At 68.3% G+C, this 17,471-nt stretch carries 15 protein-coding genes and 1 pseudogene; 4 read left to right on the top strand and 12 right to left on the bottom strand.

Features of this window, described 5'->3' with window-relative positions:
- Nucleotides 1-264 precede the first annotated feature (264 nt).
- Nucleotides 265-684, top strand: a complete 420-nt coding sequence (locus FDZ84_RS32715) for an FHA domain-containing protein (protein ID WP_168588996.1) — start codon at nucleotides 265-267, stop codon at nucleotides 682-684.
- 27 nt (nucleotides 685-711) lie between these two features.
- Here FDZ84_RS32715 and FDZ84_RS32710 read toward each other — a convergent pair whose 3' ends face one another.
- Nucleotides 712-2,034 carry an MFS transporter gene (locus tag FDZ84_RS32710; protein ID WP_210435263.1) on the bottom strand — a complete coding sequence of 441 codons (1,323 nt, stop codon included), beginning with the start codon at nucleotides 2,032-2,034 and terminating at the stop codon, nucleotides 712-714.
- Between the two features lie 192 nt (nucleotides 2,035-2,226).
- A complete protein-coding gene (locus FDZ84_RS32705; protein ID WP_168588994.1) occupies nucleotides 2,227-4,980 on the bottom strand; it encodes an EAL domain-containing protein in 2,754 nt (917 codons plus the stop codon).
- 398 nt (nucleotides 4,981-5,378) lie between these two features.
- On the opposite strand from FDZ84_RS32705, the gene FDZ84_RS32700 reads away from it, so the two are divergent.
- Nucleotides 5,379-6,569: a beta-ketoacyl synthase N-terminal-like domain-containing protein gene (locus FDZ84_RS32700; protein WP_210435262.1), complete on the top strand. Its 1,191-nt coding sequence runs from the start codon at nucleotides 5,379-5,381 to the stop codon at nucleotides 6,567-6,569.
- A gap of 330 nt (nucleotides 6,570-6,899) precedes the next feature.
- Here the strand turns inward: FDZ84_RS32700 and FDZ84_RS32695 are convergent, their stop codons facing one another.
- Complete coding sequence (locus FDZ84_RS32695; RefSeq protein WP_168588993.1) at nucleotides 6,900-7,370, bottom strand: GreA/GreB family elongation factor; 471 nt, start codon at nucleotides 7,368-7,370, stop codon at nucleotides 6,900-6,902.
- 698 nt (nucleotides 7,371-8,068) lie between these two features.
- Nucleotides 8,069-8,659, bottom strand: a complete 591-nt coding sequence (locus tag FDZ84_RS32690; protein WP_168588992.1) for a DinB family protein — start codon at nucleotides 8,657-8,659, stop codon at nucleotides 8,069-8,071.
- A gap of 161 nt (nucleotides 8,660-8,820) precedes the next feature.
- Here FDZ84_RS32690 and FDZ84_RS32685 point away from each other — a divergent pair, with 161 nt between their 5' ends.
- Nucleotides 8,821-9,219: a DUF6292 family protein gene (locus FDZ84_RS32685; protein ID WP_246868592.1), complete on the top strand. Its 399-nt coding sequence runs from the start codon at nucleotides 8,821-8,823 to the stop codon at nucleotides 9,217-9,219.
- 63 nt (nucleotides 9,220-9,282) lie between these two features.
- Here FDZ84_RS32685 and FDZ84_RS41225 read toward each other — a convergent pair whose 3' ends face one another.
- The 6 genes from FDZ84_RS41225 to FDZ84_RS32655 form a co-directional block, all read right to left on the bottom strand.
- Nucleotides 9,283-9,891 carry a GlsB/YeaQ/YmgE family stress response membrane protein gene (locus FDZ84_RS41225; RefSeq protein ID WP_371812718.1) on the bottom strand — a complete coding sequence of 203 codons (609 nt, stop codon included), beginning with the start codon at nucleotides 9,889-9,891 and terminating at the stop codon, nucleotides 9,283-9,285.
- Between the two features lie 788 nt (nucleotides 9,892-10,679).
- Entirely contained in the window at nucleotides 10,680-11,345 is a 666-nt protein-coding gene (locus tag FDZ84_RS32675) for a phosphoribosyltransferase (protein ID WP_168588990.1), read from the bottom strand.
- A gap of 40 nt (nucleotides 11,346-11,385) precedes the next feature.
- Nucleotides 11,386-11,610, bottom strand: coding sequence for a hypothetical protein (locus tag FDZ84_RS32670; protein ID WP_168588989.1), 225 nt, complete (start codon nucleotides 11,608-11,610; stop codon nucleotides 11,386-11,388).
- Nucleotides 11,611-11,738: 128 nt separating this feature from the next.
- Entirely contained in the window at nucleotides 11,739-12,329 is a 591-nt protein-coding gene (locus tag FDZ84_RS32665; protein WP_246868591.1) for a class F sortase, read from the bottom strand.
- 104 nt (nucleotides 12,330-12,433) lie between these two features.
- Nucleotides 12,434-12,931: a hypothetical protein gene (locus FDZ84_RS32660; RefSeq protein ID WP_168584141.1), complete on the bottom strand. Its 498-nt coding sequence runs from the start codon at nucleotides 12,929-12,931 to the stop codon at nucleotides 12,434-12,436.
- Between the two features lie 505 nt (nucleotides 12,932-13,436).
- Entirely contained in the window at nucleotides 13,437-14,045 is a 609-nt protein-coding gene (locus FDZ84_RS32655) for a GNAT family N-acetyltransferase (protein ID WP_210435261.1), read from the bottom strand.
- 143 nt (nucleotides 14,046-14,188) lie between these two features.
- Here FDZ84_RS32655 and FDZ84_RS41220 point away from each other — a divergent pair.
- Nucleotides 14,189-14,284 (top strand): annotated as a pseudogene (locus FDZ84_RS41220) (hypothetical protein); the annotation flags it as partial.
- A gap of 122 nt (nucleotides 14,285-14,406) precedes the next feature.
- Here the strand turns inward: FDZ84_RS41220 and FDZ84_RS32650 are convergent.
- Both FDZ84_RS32650 and FDZ84_RS32645 read right to left on the bottom strand, forming a co-directional pair.
- Entirely contained in the window at nucleotides 14,407-15,771 is a 1,365-nt protein-coding gene (locus tag FDZ84_RS32650; RefSeq protein ID WP_246868590.1) for an MFS transporter, read from the bottom strand.
- 237 nt (nucleotides 15,772-16,008) lie between these two features.
- Nucleotides 16,009-17,199: an RtcB family protein gene (locus FDZ84_RS32645; protein WP_168588987.1), complete on the bottom strand. Its 1,191-nt coding sequence runs from the start codon at nucleotides 17,197-17,199 to the stop codon at nucleotides 16,009-16,011.
- Between the last annotated feature and the right edge of the window lie 272 nt (nucleotides 17,200-17,471).

Here is a 17,471-nt window from a genome sequence, read left to right as displayed (position 1 = left end):
CACGCGCTTGATCTACTGTGGAGCTTCGGTGGCGAATTGACCGCCATCGCTCGTCGTAGGTGAATTCCCAGTGCCTTCTCAGCGTTTTCCAGCGGGAGGGCGCGGTGTCGCCGGTAGCGTAGAAGGCGCAAGCCCGGTGGGTGACGAGTGGTCGGCTGGGCCCGCGGCGCCGGAGTGAGCCGGGCTTGGCGGGTTCCCGGACGACCCGGAATCGGCAGCCATCGCGTGCACGCGGCGGCGACCCGGATCCGTCAGGAGGACGTCATGAACCAGAGTAGATTCGGCACGGCGGCGTCGCCCACGGAAGCTTTCGGCGAAGTACCGCCCGCTGCGATCCCCGCACAGGCAGGCGTCGACACACCAGCACCACGTGCCGCAGCGGCCCCGGCTGTTAGCAGCGCGGAGCTCGTGATCGCCCGCGGTCCGCAGGCGGGCACGGCCATCCCGGTCACGGGAACGCCGCTGACGGTTGGTCGCAGCCGGGATTGCGACATCACGCTCGACGCGCCGACCGTCTCCCACTTCCACGCCCAGATCCACCACGACGGCGAGCAGTACACGATCACGGACTCCGGCTCGCTGAACGGCACCTATGTCAACCACACCCCGGTAGACCGAGCCGGGCTGGCGGACGGGGACGAGGTCTGGATCGGAACCTTCCGATTCACCTTCCGCACGAAGTAGGCGATGGCGATCTTGGGGTCTGCGCGTTCAGTGGGCGCCGCTGGTCGCGACGTCGTCGGTGTTGCCGGAGTGGTCGGGTGCCGCCACCGGGATCATCGCGAGCAGCCCGATCAGCAGGATGAGGACGATCCCGCCCATGCCTGCGCGTTGGGTGCCGAACAGGGCGATGAAGCCGCTGAAGGCCAGTGGTCCGAGAAAGCTCACTGCCCGTCCGGTGGTGGCATACAGGCCGAACACCTCGCCTTCCCGGCCGGGCGTGGCGATGCGGGCGAGGAAGGTCCGGCTGGCCGATTGCGTCGGCCCGAGGAAGATCGCCAGCAGCAGCCCGCACACCCAGAACGCCGGTTTGCCGGGCAGCACCACCAGTGAGCTGCCGACCACGACCAGCCCGATCAGCGCGGCGAGGATGACGGTTTTCGGGCCGAACCGGTCGTCTGCGCGCCCGCCCAGGAACGCGCCTAGGCCGGCCACGAGGTTCGCGGTGATCGCGAAGACCACCACTTCGCTTGCGGTGAAGCCGAAGGTGCCCGCCGCGATCACGCCACCGAAGGTGAAGATCGCGGCCAGGCCGTCCCGGTAGAGCGCACTAGCGACCAGGAACCCCAGGGTGCGCCGCTCGGTGCGCCACATCCGCGCCAGCCTTTTGCCGAGCACGAGGTAACTGCCGAGGATGGCGTGACGCAGCGGCTCGCCGGACGACTCCGCCTCGGGGACGAAGAAGAACAGCGGCAGCGCGAACACCGCGAACCACGCGGCCGCGAACACCGCTACGACGCGGATGTTCAGGCCGTCCTGGGAGGTCACGCCGAACAACCCGACTTCGGGTTGCACGAAGCCGATGAGCACGATCACCAGCGCGATGAGGCCCCCGAAGTAGCCCATGCCCCAGCCGAAGCCCGAAATGCGGCCGATCGTCGCCGGCGTCGAGACCTGGAGCAGCATCGCGTTGTAGTTCACCGTCGCGAACTCGGAGAACACGCTGCCCACCGAGATCAGCACCAGCCCCAACAGCAGGTACCGCGGGGCGTCCTGGACGAAGAACAGTCCGGCCGTGCTGGCCACGACCAGCGCGGTGTGCACCGCCAGCCACCTCTTGCGCCGTCCGCCGGCGTCGCTGCGCTGACCGGTCACCGGCGCCACCAGCGCGATGCACACGCCCGAGATCGTGAGCGCGAGGCCCAGGGCCTCCGACCCGCGCTTCGGATCGGCGGCCACGCCCTCGGTCAGGTACACCGTGAACACGAAGGTCAAGATCACGGTGTTGAACGCCGCGGAACCCCAGTCCCACAGCGCCCAACTGATCACCCCGCGCACGTCCCGCTGAGCTGCGGGCGAAGGATTCGCAGACATGGCCACGTCACGATCAGACCAGCAGACACCGGGCGCAGCCAGTCGAAACCCCACCGGAACCCGGACCGCGCGACAGCCGACACGCCGATAACGGTCGAAAAACATCCGGATGGTTGACCGGTACGTGGCCCGGACCACGCAGGAGTTCGACGACGCCGGCCGGCTTCGCAGTCCAGTGTGGATGGTGCGGTATCACCGCCGGTCGGCGGGCGCTGGGAACAGCTCGCCGATCGGATATGGCTTGCCCAGGTGGTAGCCCTGCCCCTGGTCGCAGCCGAGATCGCGGAGGATGGCGAGCTGGGTGGCAGTCTCGATGCCCTCAGCCACGACGTCGAGACCGACCGCGTGGGACATGGCGACGATGCCGGCGACGATGACCTCGACCTCGTCGCAGGTGCCGAGGTCGGTGACGAACGTCTGGTCGATCTTGAGGATGTCCACGGGCAGCCGCCGGAGCTGCGCCAGCGAGGAGTACCCGGTTCCGAAATCGTCGATCGCCAGGACGATGCCCAGCTCACGCAGGGCGGTCAGGATGCGGGTCGCGGCGGTGGGGTCCTGCATGATCGCGTTCTCGGTGATCTCCAGGCACAGCGCGTGGGCCGGCAGCCCCGAATCCGCGAGCGCGTGCTGCACGTGGTCCAGCAGATCGGGATCTTCGAGCTGGCGCGGTGAGAGGTTCGCGTTGAGGTGCAGGTCGAGGTCGTGGCGTTCGCGTTCGGCGGCGATCTGGCGCGTCGCAAGGCGCAGCATGTGCGCGCCTATCGGGATGATCAGGTCGCTCTCCTCTGCCAGTGGGATGAATTCCCCCGGCGAGACCGTTCCGTGCAGCGGGTGCGACCACCGGAGCAAGCCCTCCACGGCGACCATGCGGTCGCCGCGCAGATCGACGACGGGTTGGTAGGCCACCCAGAGCTCGTCATTCGGCACGGCGTGGCGCAGGTCCTGCTCCAGCACCATGTGCCGCTGCACGCGTTCGCGCAGGTCGACGTCGAAGAACGCGCAGCGGCCGCCGCCCTGCGCCTTGGCCTGGTACATGGCGACGTCGGCGTCGCGCAGTAGGTCCATCCCGGACCGGGTGTCGCCAGTGCCGACCATGACCACCCCGATGCTGCCGTTGACGTGCAGTTGCCTGCACTGCACCCGAACCGGTTCGGTGAGCGCGGCGAGCAGCCGTTGGACGAGCCTGCGGAGCATGGCGTGGTCGCTCTCGCCGTCGACCAGGACCACGAACTCGTCCCCGCCGAGGCGACCGACCAGCGCTCCGCAGGGCGTCGCGCGCACCAGGCGCTCCCCGGTTATCCGCAGCACTTCGTCGCCGGTGCCGTGGCCCAGGGAATCGTTGATGCGCTTGAAGTTGTCCAGGTCTATGAACAGCACTGCCGTCGGGAGCGCTCGTCGCCGCGAGCCTTCGAGGTGCCGCAGGACCAGCGTGCGGTTGGCAAGCCCGGTCAGCGGGTCGTGGGTGGCCTCGTGCTCCAGGCGTTCCCGGGCGGCCCGGCTCTCGGTAATGTCGGTGAACGAGGCGACGACCTTGTGCGGCGGGCGGTCCTGGGGGTTCAGCGGGCTGCACGTGACCCGCAGCCACGTCTTGCGGCCGTCCGGCCGGTCCACGCGAACCACTCGCGAGTTCTCCGGTTTCCCGGTCTGCCGGGGCATCACCGACGGGTGTTCCTCCGGTCGCAGCGTCACCCCGGATTCGTCGGCCAACGGCCAGGACGTCGGTGAGGTGCCGACGATCTCCGCTGCGGGCACGCCGGTGATGCGCTCGGCAGCGGGGTTGGCGGACTCGACGACCCCCGTCCGCCCCATCACGACGACGCCTTCGTCCAAGGCGGCGACGACGGTCGCGAAGTCCTGCTCGGCCTGCCGCCGCGCAGTCTCGTCGGCGCACACCAGCACGTACCCGGAGTCCATCTCCGCCGCCGAAATCCGGATGATCAGGGCGGATCCGTCCTGGTGCCGGTGCACGGCCTCGGTGACCCCGCCGCCGGCGATCAGTGCTCCGGGCCGCAGCGGGGCGCCGACGAGCGTCGCGACGTGCCGCCCCAGCGCCTGGTCGGCGGGCATCCCGTAGACGGTTTCGGCGGCCGGGTTCCAGCTGGTGACCACCCCGTCGCGGCTCGTCGCGATGATCGCGTTGTTGACGTGCTGCACTAGCGCCGCTTGGTAGCGCAACGCGGCTTCAGCCGCTTTTTGCGCGGTGACGTCCCGCCCGATGACCTGCACGGCCGGGTGTCCCTCCCAGGTGGTGTGCACCGCGACCAGCTCCACTGGGACCGGGGCGCCGTCCACTCGCCGCAGATCGGCCTGCGCTCGCGGCGTCGCGGTGCCGGCGGTCGTCAGCGACCGGATCCGCTCGTGCATCTCGGCGATCGAGTGCGGGGCGACGAAATCGGCGACCGGCCGCCCCAGCAGCTCTTCGCTGGACTCGGCGCCGACGATCGTGCTCATCGCCGCGTTGGCGTACTTGATGATCCCCTTCTGATGGACGCAGATCGCCTCCGGGCTGAGCTCGACGAGCAGCCGGTACCGGCTGGCGAGGTCCGCCAGGGCCTGCCTGTCCCGGTGCTGATCGGTCACCTCCCGGACCAGCCCGATGAGGCCGGAAGCTCGCCAGTCGCCGAACGGGCGGGCGTGGAAGTGCAGCAACCGCGTTCCGCCGTCGGCGGTGGTGATTGGTTGCTCCAGGTCGAGGTCCTGCCACTGTGTGGTGGTCTCCGCCGCCACCGTCCACGGCTCGATCAGCTCGGCCAGACGGGCCTGCAGGGCTTCGTTTGCCGCACCGGACATGCCCAGAAGCGCGTCCAAGCCGGGCGTCCAGGTGATCCGGTGATCGGCGAAGCCGAACGTCCACCCGATCGCGCCCTGTGCGGACAGCGCGAGCTCCAGGAACTCGTCGTTGAGGCCCGAACCGCTCGAAATCCCGCCCCCAGGATCGATCTCCATGATCCGTCCAATTAGAGACCTCGCCCAGCCGCTCACAGCGTGAGCCGCGTCCGTTGTGGCCACAGCGCCATGTCTTCCATTCGACTTAGCAGTTCCCATAACTGCTGGCCACCAACCGCTTACCAACCGCTGGTGCCGAGCAGCACGCGCCGTGGCCGATCACGAGCGATCCTCCACCTCAAATGCCAACACGAATTTAGGCCAAAAGTGCAGCCACTTTCGATCTCGATCTTCATTCATCCGTGTGGAAAACCGGAGAGTCGAAACACATATCGTGGCGATCAATTGTATCGATCTTAACTCTTGTGGGTGCCGTTCGGGATCAATTTTCTCATGCGGTGACTACGAAAAATCGATCTGGACGCCCCGCGGTCCCGGGCGATCCACCACGACGGTCAATGGTGGCCGGTTCGGAGGAAGACGAGCAAATGGGCGCGCAGCACTGCGGAATCAACGGCATCGGCGCGGTGACCGGCTACGGCTGGGGCCGCGAGGCCTTATGGGACGGACTGGTCGGCGGCGAGGTGGCCGCGCGACCGATCGGCGGGCACGGCCCCGACCGGGACCAGACGGCGTGGGTCGCGAACGTGCCGGACGGCGGCGACGAGCTGGACGGTCCGAGCCGCTTCGCCAGGGCCATGCGAGCCGCCGCGCGCGAGGCGATCATCGACGCCGAGGGCCGGGGCTGGCGGCCCGGGCGGCGGGTGGGGCTGCTGCACGCGGCCGTGCTCGGGGACCTGGAACTGTGGCGGAACTTCTACGCCACCCGGGGCGCGGACGTGTCGGTGCGCGACTACCTGTCGCTGATGCCGTCGACCCCGGTGTCGACGTTCATGCAGGAGTTCTGCTTCCACGGCCCGGCGATGAACGTTTCGGCGACCTGCGCCTCCGGCAACGCGGGCCTGCTCTCCGCGAAGGCCTGGCTGAATGCCGATATCGTCGACGACGTGGTCTTCGTGGCCACCGACCTGTCGTCCACGCCCGAGACCGTGCTGCACTTCAGCCGGCTCGGGGTCGCGATCACCGATGCCGAACCGCTGCAGGCCTGCCGACCGTTCCAGGAGGGCAGCCGCGGCTTCATCATGGGCGAAGGCTCGGTCGGGATGGTGCTGTCGAAGCGGTCGCCGAACCCGTACGCCCACGTTCTCGGCGGCGCGATGTCGCACGATGCCCACCACGTGACCTCGGTCGACCCGAACCTGACCGAGCTGGTCCGCTGCTTCACCGAGGCACTGGCCAACGCCGGTGCGGATCCGTCGCAGGTGCGCTACCTCAACGCCCACGGGCCCGGCACCCAGCAGTGCGACCGGGCCGAGGCGGCCGTGTTCGAAAAACTGCTCCCGACCGACGCCGAGCTCTACTCGGTCAAACCGCTGGTGGGCCACTGCATGGGCGCGGCCTCGGCGGTGGAGATCTCCGCGACCGCACTCGGGTACGACCGCGGCCTGATCCCCGCGCCGCCCAAGGTCGCCCCGGGCCACCCGAGGCTGCTGGACGGCCCGACTGCACCGGCCGACGGGCTCACGCTGAAGTCCTCGCTCGGGCTGGGCGGCCACAACTCAGTGGTGGTGCTCGGCCCCCCGGCGTGACCGCCCCGGACCCCGGCGCCGCCTACTAGGACGAGTAAGTCCAAATTCCTGCGGGCATGAGGCGACGGCGTCCATGATCCGTTACCGATTGTCCCTGCGGTGCGTGGGTGCTCCAGAAAACCAGTCTCACCAGGGCAATCCGCGCTATCGAACAACGCCTGGCCGCGCCATGGCGGGAAGCAGCGGGGGCGTGTTCGCGGCTATGCGGTTCGCGACGAGCGTTTCGGTAAGCAGAGAACACCCGTGAGTGTTTTTGGGTGCTATGGCACCCAAAAACACTCACGGGTGTTCTTCCGCCACGCGCTTCGGATGATGGCTGCTCACCCTAGGCTAGGGCTGGCCAGCGCCGTGGCGCCCGTAGGGCACGGCGCGCACCAAGGTCACCCGCACGGTGCCGCCGTTGGGGACGCAGTAGCTCCGCTGCTCGCCCTGCTTGGCTCCGGACAGCGCGGCGCCCAGCGGTGAATCGGGCGAGTAGACGGTGAGCCCGTCGAGGTCGGAGCCATCGCGCGCGCCGAGCAGGAACGTCTCCGTCTCGTCGTCGTCGAAGCGGACGGTGAGGACCATGCCAGGTTCGGCGATTCCGTCGTCCGGTGGTGCCTCGCCGACCACCGCGTTCCGGAGCAGTTCCTGGATCTCCCTGATGCGTCCGCGGCGACGACCCGCGTCCGTGGCGAAGTCCTGGTCGTCGGCTGTGCCCTCGGCGGAGCCGCCCTGGCGGTGGTCGAGCAGCTCGGCCAGCTCTTCCCGGAGCCGGTCGTGGGCGTGCTGGGTCAACCAGAGGCGTTGCGTCGTGGCCATGGCGTGTCCTCGTGTCTGTTCATCGGTGGCGTCCCGGATCGGCGGATGCCGGGACCGTTCGGCATGTGGCGGCAGGGCGGCGGGCGCGATTGCTGCGAGCGGGAGAACGCGGTCCGGGCTCCGGTACGGCGACGATCGACTGCCCGAGACCCGAATGCGGTGCGGCACCACGGCTAAACGGCGGATGCGTGGCTCGCTCAGTGGGGTCGCTGGCGGCTACCGGCCTGCGTGGTCCCACGAGCTCCGGGCCACCGCGTCGACCCGGACGACGGTGATTACGTCCAGAGCCACCGCGCTGCAGTGCGAGCGCAACCGGGCGTATCCGTCCGGACCGCGGTCACGGCCTGCGGATCACGGCTGTGACCGGTGCTCTCGCCGTCCATGACCAACCTCCGTGATTGGAACTGCCGAACCGTTCCAGACCGAGAATGGCCGACGGTCCGTCGGTACCGGTTGTCCGAACCGAACAAATCCGCTCCCGATCTTGTCCGGTTACGCCAGTTCCACTCGCCGGAAGAGATGATCTCCTGGCTGATCGGCTTCACGGAGTCGTGCCCCGCATGGGCACAGCGGAGCGCGGGTGTGGAGTTTGCTGGAACCCGCATTCCGAGTTCCGGAAGGTGGGGGCGGGGATGGAGGTGTCGAGTGAGAACACTCGGTGCGAGGGTTCGAAGCGCTCGGCGGCTCGGTGGCGTCCGTCAACCCCGGTCGGCTTGCCGCGCCACGTTTTCTAGCCGGTCCAGGTAGGCCTGCCACCACGCTCGGTCGCCCGGTGGCATGTTGTCGTTCTCCCGGCGCAGGCCGGTGGCGCCGTCGATGAGCTCCCGGATGATGTCGGCATGGCCGGCGTGCCGGTGGGTCTCGGCGATCATGTGCACCAGGACCCGGTGCAGCGTGATCCGCTTCCGGTCGTCCGGCCAGTGCGGCACCGTGCCGGCGTCATCCAGCGCCAGCTCGTCGATCGTGGCGTCCGAGTGCGCGCACACCCGGTGGTATAGCCCGACGATCTCCTCGCGCGATTCGTCCGCGGTCGCCCACATGTCCACGTTGGGTTCGGCGTCGTCGGTCAGCCAGGGCAGCGGCTCGTCGAACGGACGCCCGAAGGTGATGCCGAAGTACCCCAGCTCGCAGCCGGTCAGGTGCTTGATCAGTCCCAGCAGGTTGGTGCCGGTCGGTGTCAGCGGTCGGCGGCTGTCGTACTCGGACAGCCCGTCCAGCTTCCACAGCAGGGCCTCGCGCGCTGTCCGCAGGTAGAGGTGCAGGTCGGACTTCGGTCCCGGCTCGGCCATGCCGGCGAGAGTACCGCGAGGTAACCGGCGAACGGCCCGGAAACGGGAAGATCACCGCCGGCGGAATTCATGCCATCGGGCGGACTGCGGGACCGGTGGCTCGGTTACCCCCAGGAGAACAGCGGGAGGCGCTGTTCTGGTTCGGGGGGAAACCAATGGACATGACGAGTCCGGCAGCAGGTGGTTTGATCAACTACGTGCGCACGGTGGCGGGCGACTTGGGCGACGACGTGTACGAGGTGGACGTCGACCTGGAAAGCGGGTTGGCCACGGCGATCATCCTCGTGCACTCCAAGGTGCCCACCCTCGTGGACTTCCCGCTCCTGCTCACCTGGGATGAGGTCAGCGGCTGGGCGCTGCGGGTCGAGACCGACGGCCGGGGGGACACCACGGCCATCGAGTTCATGGGCGAGGACATCCTTCCCGACCCCGGCTTGGTGCGGCATTTCCTGCGGGAGGCGATCAGCGGCCGCAACCCGGGCATGCTCCAGCCGCCGTCGTTCCGCATGCCGAACGCGGGCGACGACCTGGAGGACCGGCTTGCGCGCTTCGCAGCCTGACCAGGCGCGCGGGAGGCAGTGGGGAACTCCCGGCGTCGTCGGGTCCGCGGTGACGCGACCGCGTCAAGCGTGCGTGCGGTGGAAGATCAGGCGGTAGAGCAGCAGGAGGACCAGTGAGCCTATGACCGCCCACACGAAGCTCATGGCGTTGAAGCCGGTAACTCCTGCACCACCGGCAAGGCGGGTTGAAATCCATCCCCCGAGCAGTCCACAGACGATCCCGATCACGATGGTCACGATGATTCCGCCGGGGTCTCGGCCCGGCAGGATGAACTTGGCAATCGCCCCGGCGATCAGGCCGAACAAGATCCAGCTAAGAATTCCCATGACGAAGTCACTCCCAAGCACGAGTTCAACATCCGACCCAGGTATTCCCCGCGCGCCCGGCTCAAAGGTGTGCTCGGGAAGGCAGGTCCGAACGCGTTTCTGGTTTCTGGCCGCGCCTGCGCGGGTAGGGCGGAAGCGCACCACTGCGACGAGGAGCTTCCTGTCGGGCGTCGGGGAATCGGATGCCGACCGGCGCGGATTGGAACGGTACAACGCAATTGGGATGATCCAGATGATCCAGGAGGAGAGCGCGGTGCGGACCGACGTCGAGAAAACCGGGGATGTACCGCCGACGGCCAGCAGCTCGGCTCCGGAACCGACCGAGGGCAACGACGATGACGACATGATCACCCTCGGTTACGACTGAAAGACAGTTGCACTGTCCTAAGAGGATGTTCGGGCTCGATTCCCGGAAGTCGGCCGGGCTGTAGCTACGTACCAGACAATCGGCGCCGCGAGGAGTGCCCTGGCTGAGGTACTTTCGCCACAGGCACCCGCGTCGCCATCGCGATCGCCGGGGTGCTCATCCTGGGCACGCCGGTCCTGCTGCCCCGCCGGGAACACGCCGAACCACGCCCCGAGCTCGCCGGGGACCGCGCATGACCGGTCGGAACTCGTGGAAGTCCAGTGTTGCCAACGAATTCTGACCTCGTCTCAGTCGCGAGCGAACCTGCGCGCCGAGGTGCTCGCGCGGACTGGCAGCTGCAGGCGCTCGCCAACATCATGCATGCCTTCATGGCGCCGCAGGCGAACAGCCGGGAGCCTGCGGATCCAGTACGACGAACGCTCCCCGAACGCTCCTGGTCGGGGCTGGAACGATTCCTGGCTGAGTGCCTTGCAGCCCCGTCGAAGTCGTGAGCGACCCGCGCCGTAAGGAAGTCCACATAGGACAAGGGTGGCCAGCCCGGGTAGCCGGAGGGCAGGGGAGTGGACCGCAGCGCGTGGTCCACGCCGATGGCGATGAATTCGCGTCGCGGACGAAGTCGGGGTCGGCCGCCGGATCCGGGGTCAACATCCACGGCGGCACACCCGTCGGGGCTTGCTTTCAAGGGACGGCCTGTTTCGAGCACGCGGCCAGCGGCACCGCGACGGCGGCGTCGGCGAGGAACTGCCGTTGCGAGCATCCGCGGTGCTCATCGGTCATCTGCGGTCCTCGTCGCGCGGGCTTGGCCGGCGTGGTGGAGCAACTCGACGACTTCGGCATCGGGAGTCTGGGTGAAGTCCCGGTACCACTGGCCGATCGCCATGAACCAGCCCGGAGTCTCCAGGCAGACCTGCTCGTCGGTCACTTCCTCAAGTCGTTCCAGCGCGTGCGGCGGCGCCACGGGCACGGCCAGGACCACGCGGGCGGCGCCCTGCTCGCGGGCCACTCGGCAGGCCACGTGCGCGGTGGAGCCGGTGGCGATCCCGTCGTCGACGACGATCGCAGTTCTGCCGGTCACGTCCACGCGTCGGCGATCGACGCGGAACAGCCGCGCGCGCCGGTCGAGTTCGACCCGTTCGCGCCGCTCCACCTCGTCCAGTTCCCTCGCGCTGACCCCGGTCTTCCACAGCACCTCGTTGTTGATGATGCGAACGTCGCCTTCCCCGATGGCGCCCATGCCGAGCTCGGGATGGGTGGGCACGCCGAGCTTGCGAACCACGATCACGTCCAGCGGCGCGCGCAGCGCCTGCGCGACTTCGAACGCCACCGGCACCCCACCGCGCGGCAATCCGAGGACCACGGCGTCCGCGCTGCGGAAGTGCAACAACTGTTGCGCCAGCCGACGACCAGCGTCCCTCCGGTTCTCGAACGGCACCCCCGAGCACCCCCTCACCAGCCCGCGCACCAAGCGTGGCTCAGATGTGAGGTTGCGGAACAGAGGCGATCGGCACTCGGTGCCGGTTCAGCCGCGAGTCGCGTCCGCTCGGGAACCCGTACGCCGACCGTGGTCGAGCACCCGCGAGGTCCCCCACGGAGACATCGCCGAACAGGTCCGCAGGCTGATCAGCCTGGGCGTACATCGTCATGACCGCGGTGACGTAGGGGCTGTCCTCGCGCAGGGCGGTCGGGCCGCGCGTCACCCCGAGCGCGGGGATTACGTCCCGCTCGGGCGGCGATCCGCGCTGGTAGAGCTGCCGGCGCAGGTTCCCGCGAGCCCGGCTGAGGTCGCGCTCGCCCCCGTGACCTGATGAGCTCGAGCGCGCTGATCTCAGGCGAGGTGGCCGAACACGATCAGGTTGTCCTCGTAGCTGCGGCGCGACTTGTCGAAATCCCCGCCGCACGTGATCAGCCGGATCTCCGGACGGGGCACGTCGCCGTACACGGCGTCGGTGGGGAACTTGTCTTTCGGGAACCGCTCGATGCGGTCGACCAGGTAGGTGACCTGCGAACCGTCCCGGCGGTCGACCCGGATCCGGTCACCGGCGCGGAGATCGCGCAACCGGTAGAACACCCCGGCCTCGGTGTAGGAGTCGACGTGGCCCAGTACGACGAACGGGCCGACCTCGCCCGCTCCCGCCCCGCCGTCGTACCAACCGGCCTGCCTGGGCGTCTCGATCGGGGGAACTTGGACGGAACCGTCCGCGTTCAACCCCAGCGGCACGAGGCTCGACGCCACCCGGATGGACGGCATGGCGATCCCGATGGGATGGGGATCGCCCGGCACCGACGTCGCCGGTACCACCGGTGCGGGGGCTGCGGCCGGCGGCGGTGCGGAATCCGCGCCCGCCGGGCCGAAGACGGCCGCGCCCGCCGCGGACAGCAGCAAGGTGATCCACAAGGCTAGAACTCCAGCTCTCACGTTCCACCTCCGTGCTTCCGCGACGGCGAGTTCCGCCTGTGTGCGGGCATTCGTGCGGGATGGTGGTGTGCGCTTCCGGAGCGCACACCACCATCCCGGCTGGATCAGCGCTGCGACTCGGCACGCCGACGTCGGTGCGCGTAAGCGCCACCAGCCGCCAGGACGACGACCGCCGCGCCGCCTGCTGCCAGCAGCGGGCCGGAGACGCCGGAGTCGTCCTGTGCCGTGGCCCCGCCACCCGCCGGAACGGCGCCGACCGGCTTCTGCACGACCTGCGGCGTCGGCGGGACGGTGGGCTTGGCCGTCGGGACGACCTGCGGCCTGGCCGATGTCGGCCTAGCCGACGGCCGCTGTGCTGGCGACTGCGCAGGTGGCACCGCTGCCGGAGGCTGGGCCGGAGGCACAGCTGCCGGTGGCACCGCCGGAGGCACCGCTGCCGGTGGTGCAGGCGGCGGCGCGACCTCCTCCGGCGGGCAGTTCTCCACGCACGGAGGCGGGCACTCTTCGAAGTTGCACGGCAGCAGCGGTGGCGCTGGGCACTCCCCAGGTTTATCGCACTTGTCGTCGGCCGTGCGGACCAGCGGTGGTGTCGCCGAATTCACTTCAGCGCTCCCCAGTGGAGCAAGACCGATCGAAGTACCCAACACGAAGGCGGCAATCCCGCCAAGGCGAACAAGCGTTGAGGACACTCGAGCCTCCTTTTGATCAATGCGCGAGAATCCCGCATTCGAGATCATTTTCCCCAAATCGCCTCGCGAGATCCGGAAGGCGACTATTCGTAACGGTAAACACGGTCTTTCCGGTCGGCAGCGGCAGAAATGCATGATCCTACGATCGTGGTGCTGTTGATATGTCCAATTGGGAACACTCCTCACTCAAGGTGAGATCGACACGTTCTCGGCGCCTAAGATGTCCCCTGTACGTTGATCGAGCCTGCGAGATCAGGGGGTGCAGTCACAGATCGTCACCATCGTGATGTGTCCAGGCGTGGCGATCGTCCAAATAGCTAGATCGATCGCATTTGTGATCTGCCGTCGTCGGAGATCAATAGTTCAGGGTCGCCGGTAAATGACTTTGAAAAAATGATCGACGCCGTGATCGAATTGTTCAAAGAAATTCTCGATCAATTCGTCGGGGGCGTCCTCGGGAGTGGCGGGCGAAAGTCGGAAAGGTGCCTGCAATCGGCTCGCTAGGACAGCCGCGCCGCCAGTTTTCGGCGGTGATCAGGTATCTGCGGTGCGGCCTGCCGTATTCGAAACATTCGCCGTGTGGCCGGAATCCGAGCTTGTCGAGCACGCGCGCCGAGGCGGGGTTCCGGGGATCGACGACCGCCGTCAACTCCGGCAGGTGGAGTTGGTCGAATGCCGCGGCGAGGCAGAGCTGCCCGACCTCGGTGGCGAGGCCTTGACCCCACGACTGGCGTGCCAGCGTATAGCCGAACTCGGCGCCGACGTCGCGCGCCTCGAACCCGGCGTCGCCGATGAAACGGCCCGTCGAGCGCTCGATCACTGCCCAGAACGAGTAGCCGTGCATGCGTTGGTGCTGGATGTAGTCATCGACCATCGCCGCGCTCTCCGTGGCAGGGACCGCGTTCCCGTACGCGACGTAGCGCATCACCTCGGGGTCGCCGTAGACCGCGTGGATCGCGGTGCGGTCCTCGGTCCGGAACGGGCGAACCTGCAGGCGAGCACTCGTCAGCGGGAACTGGATGGCCACGAGGCCAACTCTTTCCCGTCCAAGTCCCGCTGGGCAAGCCGATTACCCCGCTATAGTGACCAAAGTCGAAGTTCTGGTCACTACGAGCAGGTGAGATCAGGTGCCGCGGCCGCAGATCCCCAACCGGGTGGTCGCGATCTTCGATGCCGCCGAAGGTTTGGTGCTGCGCGATGGTTTCGACGGAGTCACCGGTCGAGCGGATCGCTCGCCGTGCGGGGATCGGCAAGGGAGCGATCTACCGCGAGTTCGGGAGCAAGCACGAGCTGATGGACGCGCTGCTCGCCCGGTGCACGCGGCGTCTGGTCGACCAGGTCCGCCAAGGCGTCCTCGCGGCGTCGACGCCGGTCGGGTTGAGCGCCGTCTACCGGTTCGGGATCGAGGCGTTGCTCGACGATTCGCTGCTGACCGCGGCATTCCTGGACGTGCCGGTGGTCGCCGCGCCGGTGCGTTGGGGGGCTCGGACGGGAATCATCGCGAGCAGGCCGATCAGCAGGATGAGGACGATCCCGGCCATGCCTGCGCGTTGGGTGCCGAACAGGGCGATGAAGCCGCTGAAGGCCAGTGGTCCGAGGAAGCTCACGGCCCGTCCGGTGGTGGCGTAGAGGCCGAACGTTTCGCCTTCCCTCCCCGGCGGCGCGATGCGGGCGAGGAAGGTCCGGCTGGCCGATTCCGTCGGTCCCAGGAAACCTGCCAGAAGCAGCCCGCACACCCAGAAAGCGGCCTTGCCGGGTAGCACCACCATCGAACTGCCCACCACGACCAGGCCGAACAGCGACGTGACGATGATGGGCTTCGGGCCGAACCGGTCGTCCGCTCGACCGCCCAGGAAAGCGCTGGCACCGGCGATCAGGTTCGCCGCGATCGCGAAGACCACCACCTCGCCGGGGCTGAAACCGAAGGTGCCCGCCGCGATCACACCGCCGAAGGTGAAGATCGCGGCCAGCCCATCCCGGTAGATCGCGCTGGCCGCCAGGTATCCCAACGTGCTCCGGTCGGTGCGCCACATCCGCGCCAGCCGTTTGCCCAGCACGAGGTACCCGGTCAGGAAGGACCGCTGGACTTGATCCGCAGGCGATGGGGCCTCGGGAACGAAGATGAGCAGTGGCAACGCGAAGAGCGCGAACCACGTGGCCGCGAACAGCGCGACGACGCGGATGTTGAGTCCGTCCTCGGAGGTCACGCCGAACAGGCCGATTTCGGGTTGCACGAACCCGAACAGGACGATCGCCAGCGCGACGAGCCCCCCGAAGTAGCCCATCGCCCAGCCGAATCCCGAGATTCGGCCGATCGACGCCGGCGTCGAGACCTGGAGCAGCATCGCGTTGTAGTTCACGCCCGCGAACTCCACGAACACGCTGCCGACGGCGACCAGCACCAGGCCCAGCAGCAGGAAGGACGGAACGTCCTGGACGAAGTACAGCCCGGCCGTGCTGACCACTACGAGGGCGGTGTGCAGCGCCAGCCACCGCTTGCGCCGTCCGCCGGCATCGCTGCGCTGCCCGGTCACCGGCGCGATCAGCGCGATGCACGCTCCGGCGATGGTGAGCGTGACACCGAGCGCTTTGGACCCGGTCTGCGGGTCGCTCGCCACCGAGCCCGTCAGGTACACGGTGAACACGAAGGTGAGGATCACGGTGTTAAACGCCGATGATCCCCAGCCCCAAAGCGCCCAGCAGATCACCGAACGCCAGTCCCACCGAGCCGCAGCGACCGGATTCGCAGCCACATCCATCCTGCGATCAGACCAGCCCGCCGCCACCCGAGCCACTCGAAAGCGCCGCGTTGCGGCCGAACTTCGCGGTGGTCTTCGGGTGGTCGAACGGCCGTCAAATCGGGTAGATCGGGCGGCGATCCGGGTTTCAAGGAGCTGCCTTCGCCGTGGGCACGACCGGGGAAGACCCGTGCTTCGTTTTGCCGGTTGGCCCGGGTGCCTCGGCGGTCGGGCCACCGAGAAACCCGGCGTTCACCCCTTGACGCAGACGACCTGCTTCAGGTGCGTCACCACCTCGACCAGGTCGGTTTGCGCGGCGATCACCGAATCGATGTCCTTGTAAGCGGCCGGGATCTCGTCGACCACGCCGGCATCCTTGCGGCACTCCACGCCGGCCGTCTGCGCTTCCAGGTCAGCGGCCGTGAAGGTCTTGCGGGCCTTGTTCCGTGACATTCGCCGACCGGCGCCGTGCGAGGCGGACTGGAACGACCGCTCGTTGCCGAGGCCGCGCACGATGTACGACCCGGTGCCCATGCTGCCCGGGATGATGCCGAGATCACCCCCGCCCGCCCGGATCGCGCCCTTGCGGGTGACGAGCACCTCGACGCCGTCGTAGCTCTCCTCGGCCACGTAGTTGTGGTGGCACGAGATCGGCGTGTCGAACCTGGTCCCCGGCACCGTTTCGGCTAGCGCCCGCTGCACCAGGGCCAGCATCGTGGCGCGGTTGCGCGCCGCGTAGTCCTGCGCCCAGAACAGGTCCCGGCGGTAGGCCTGCATCTCCGACGTACCCGCGACGAACACCGCGAGGTCCGGGTCCGGCAGGTCCGCGTTGTGCGGGAGGCGCCGCGCGATGTCGATGTGCCGCTTCGCCAGCTCGTTGCCGATCCCGCGCGAACCTGAGTGCAGCATCAGCCACACGCGGCCGGCGTCCGGGCCGCCCTGCTCCAGGCAGACCTCGATGAAGTGGTTGCCGCCGCCGAGGCTGCCGATCTGTGCCCGCGCCCGGTCCTGGAGGTTCTGCACGCCCGGGTGCAGTTCCCCGAAGACGGACCAGAACTCCTGCCAGCCGCTCAGCCCGGGTACGCGCGACGGGTTCACCGGGGTGCGGTGCATGGCGAAGCCGACCGGCACGGCCGATTCGATCCGGCCGCGCAGCACACGCAGGTCGTCCGGCAGATCGGCAGCGGTCAGGGACGTTCGCACGGCGCTCATCCCGCACCCGATGTCGACGCCGACCGCCGCCGGGGACACGGCGTTGCGCATGGCGATCACGCTGCCGACGGTGGCGCCCTTGCCGTAGTGCACGTCCGGCATCACGGCGAGTCCGTGCACCCATGGCAGGTTGGCGACGTTGTGCAATTGGCGCATGGCGGCGTCTTCGACCGACTGCGGGTCAGCCCACATCCGGATCGGCACCCTTGCACCTTCAACTGCCGCGTACATCGTTCTTCCTGCCTCTCGGTGACTTTGATGCAGCAATGATCTACGGTTTTCCCGCGCCACGCCACCGAATTAATTCAACTCGACGCACTCGGCCGCGCAGGCCCACGTTGGACGGTTGCGAACCGCTGCGCGTCACCACAGCGCGCGAAATCGTCCAATAAGGATAATTGTGCGCTGGATCCGCCGTAGCTCGGGCAACGCGGGGCCGCCCCCGGAGGTGATCCACCGGTGGGCAGCTCGAGCGAGTCGGCGGCGGTGGGGGCGCGAGGTCG

This window comes from Saccharopolyspora sp. ASAGF58 (assembly GCF_012277335.1).
In the GTDB taxonomy this organism is placed as follows: Bacteria; Actinomycetota; Actinomycetes; order Mycobacteriales; family Pseudonocardiaceae; genus Saccharopolyspora; species Saccharopolyspora hattusasensis.
The sequence above is the reverse complement of the archived record's forward strand: the minus strand, read 5'-3'. Positions and strand labels throughout refer to the sequence as shown.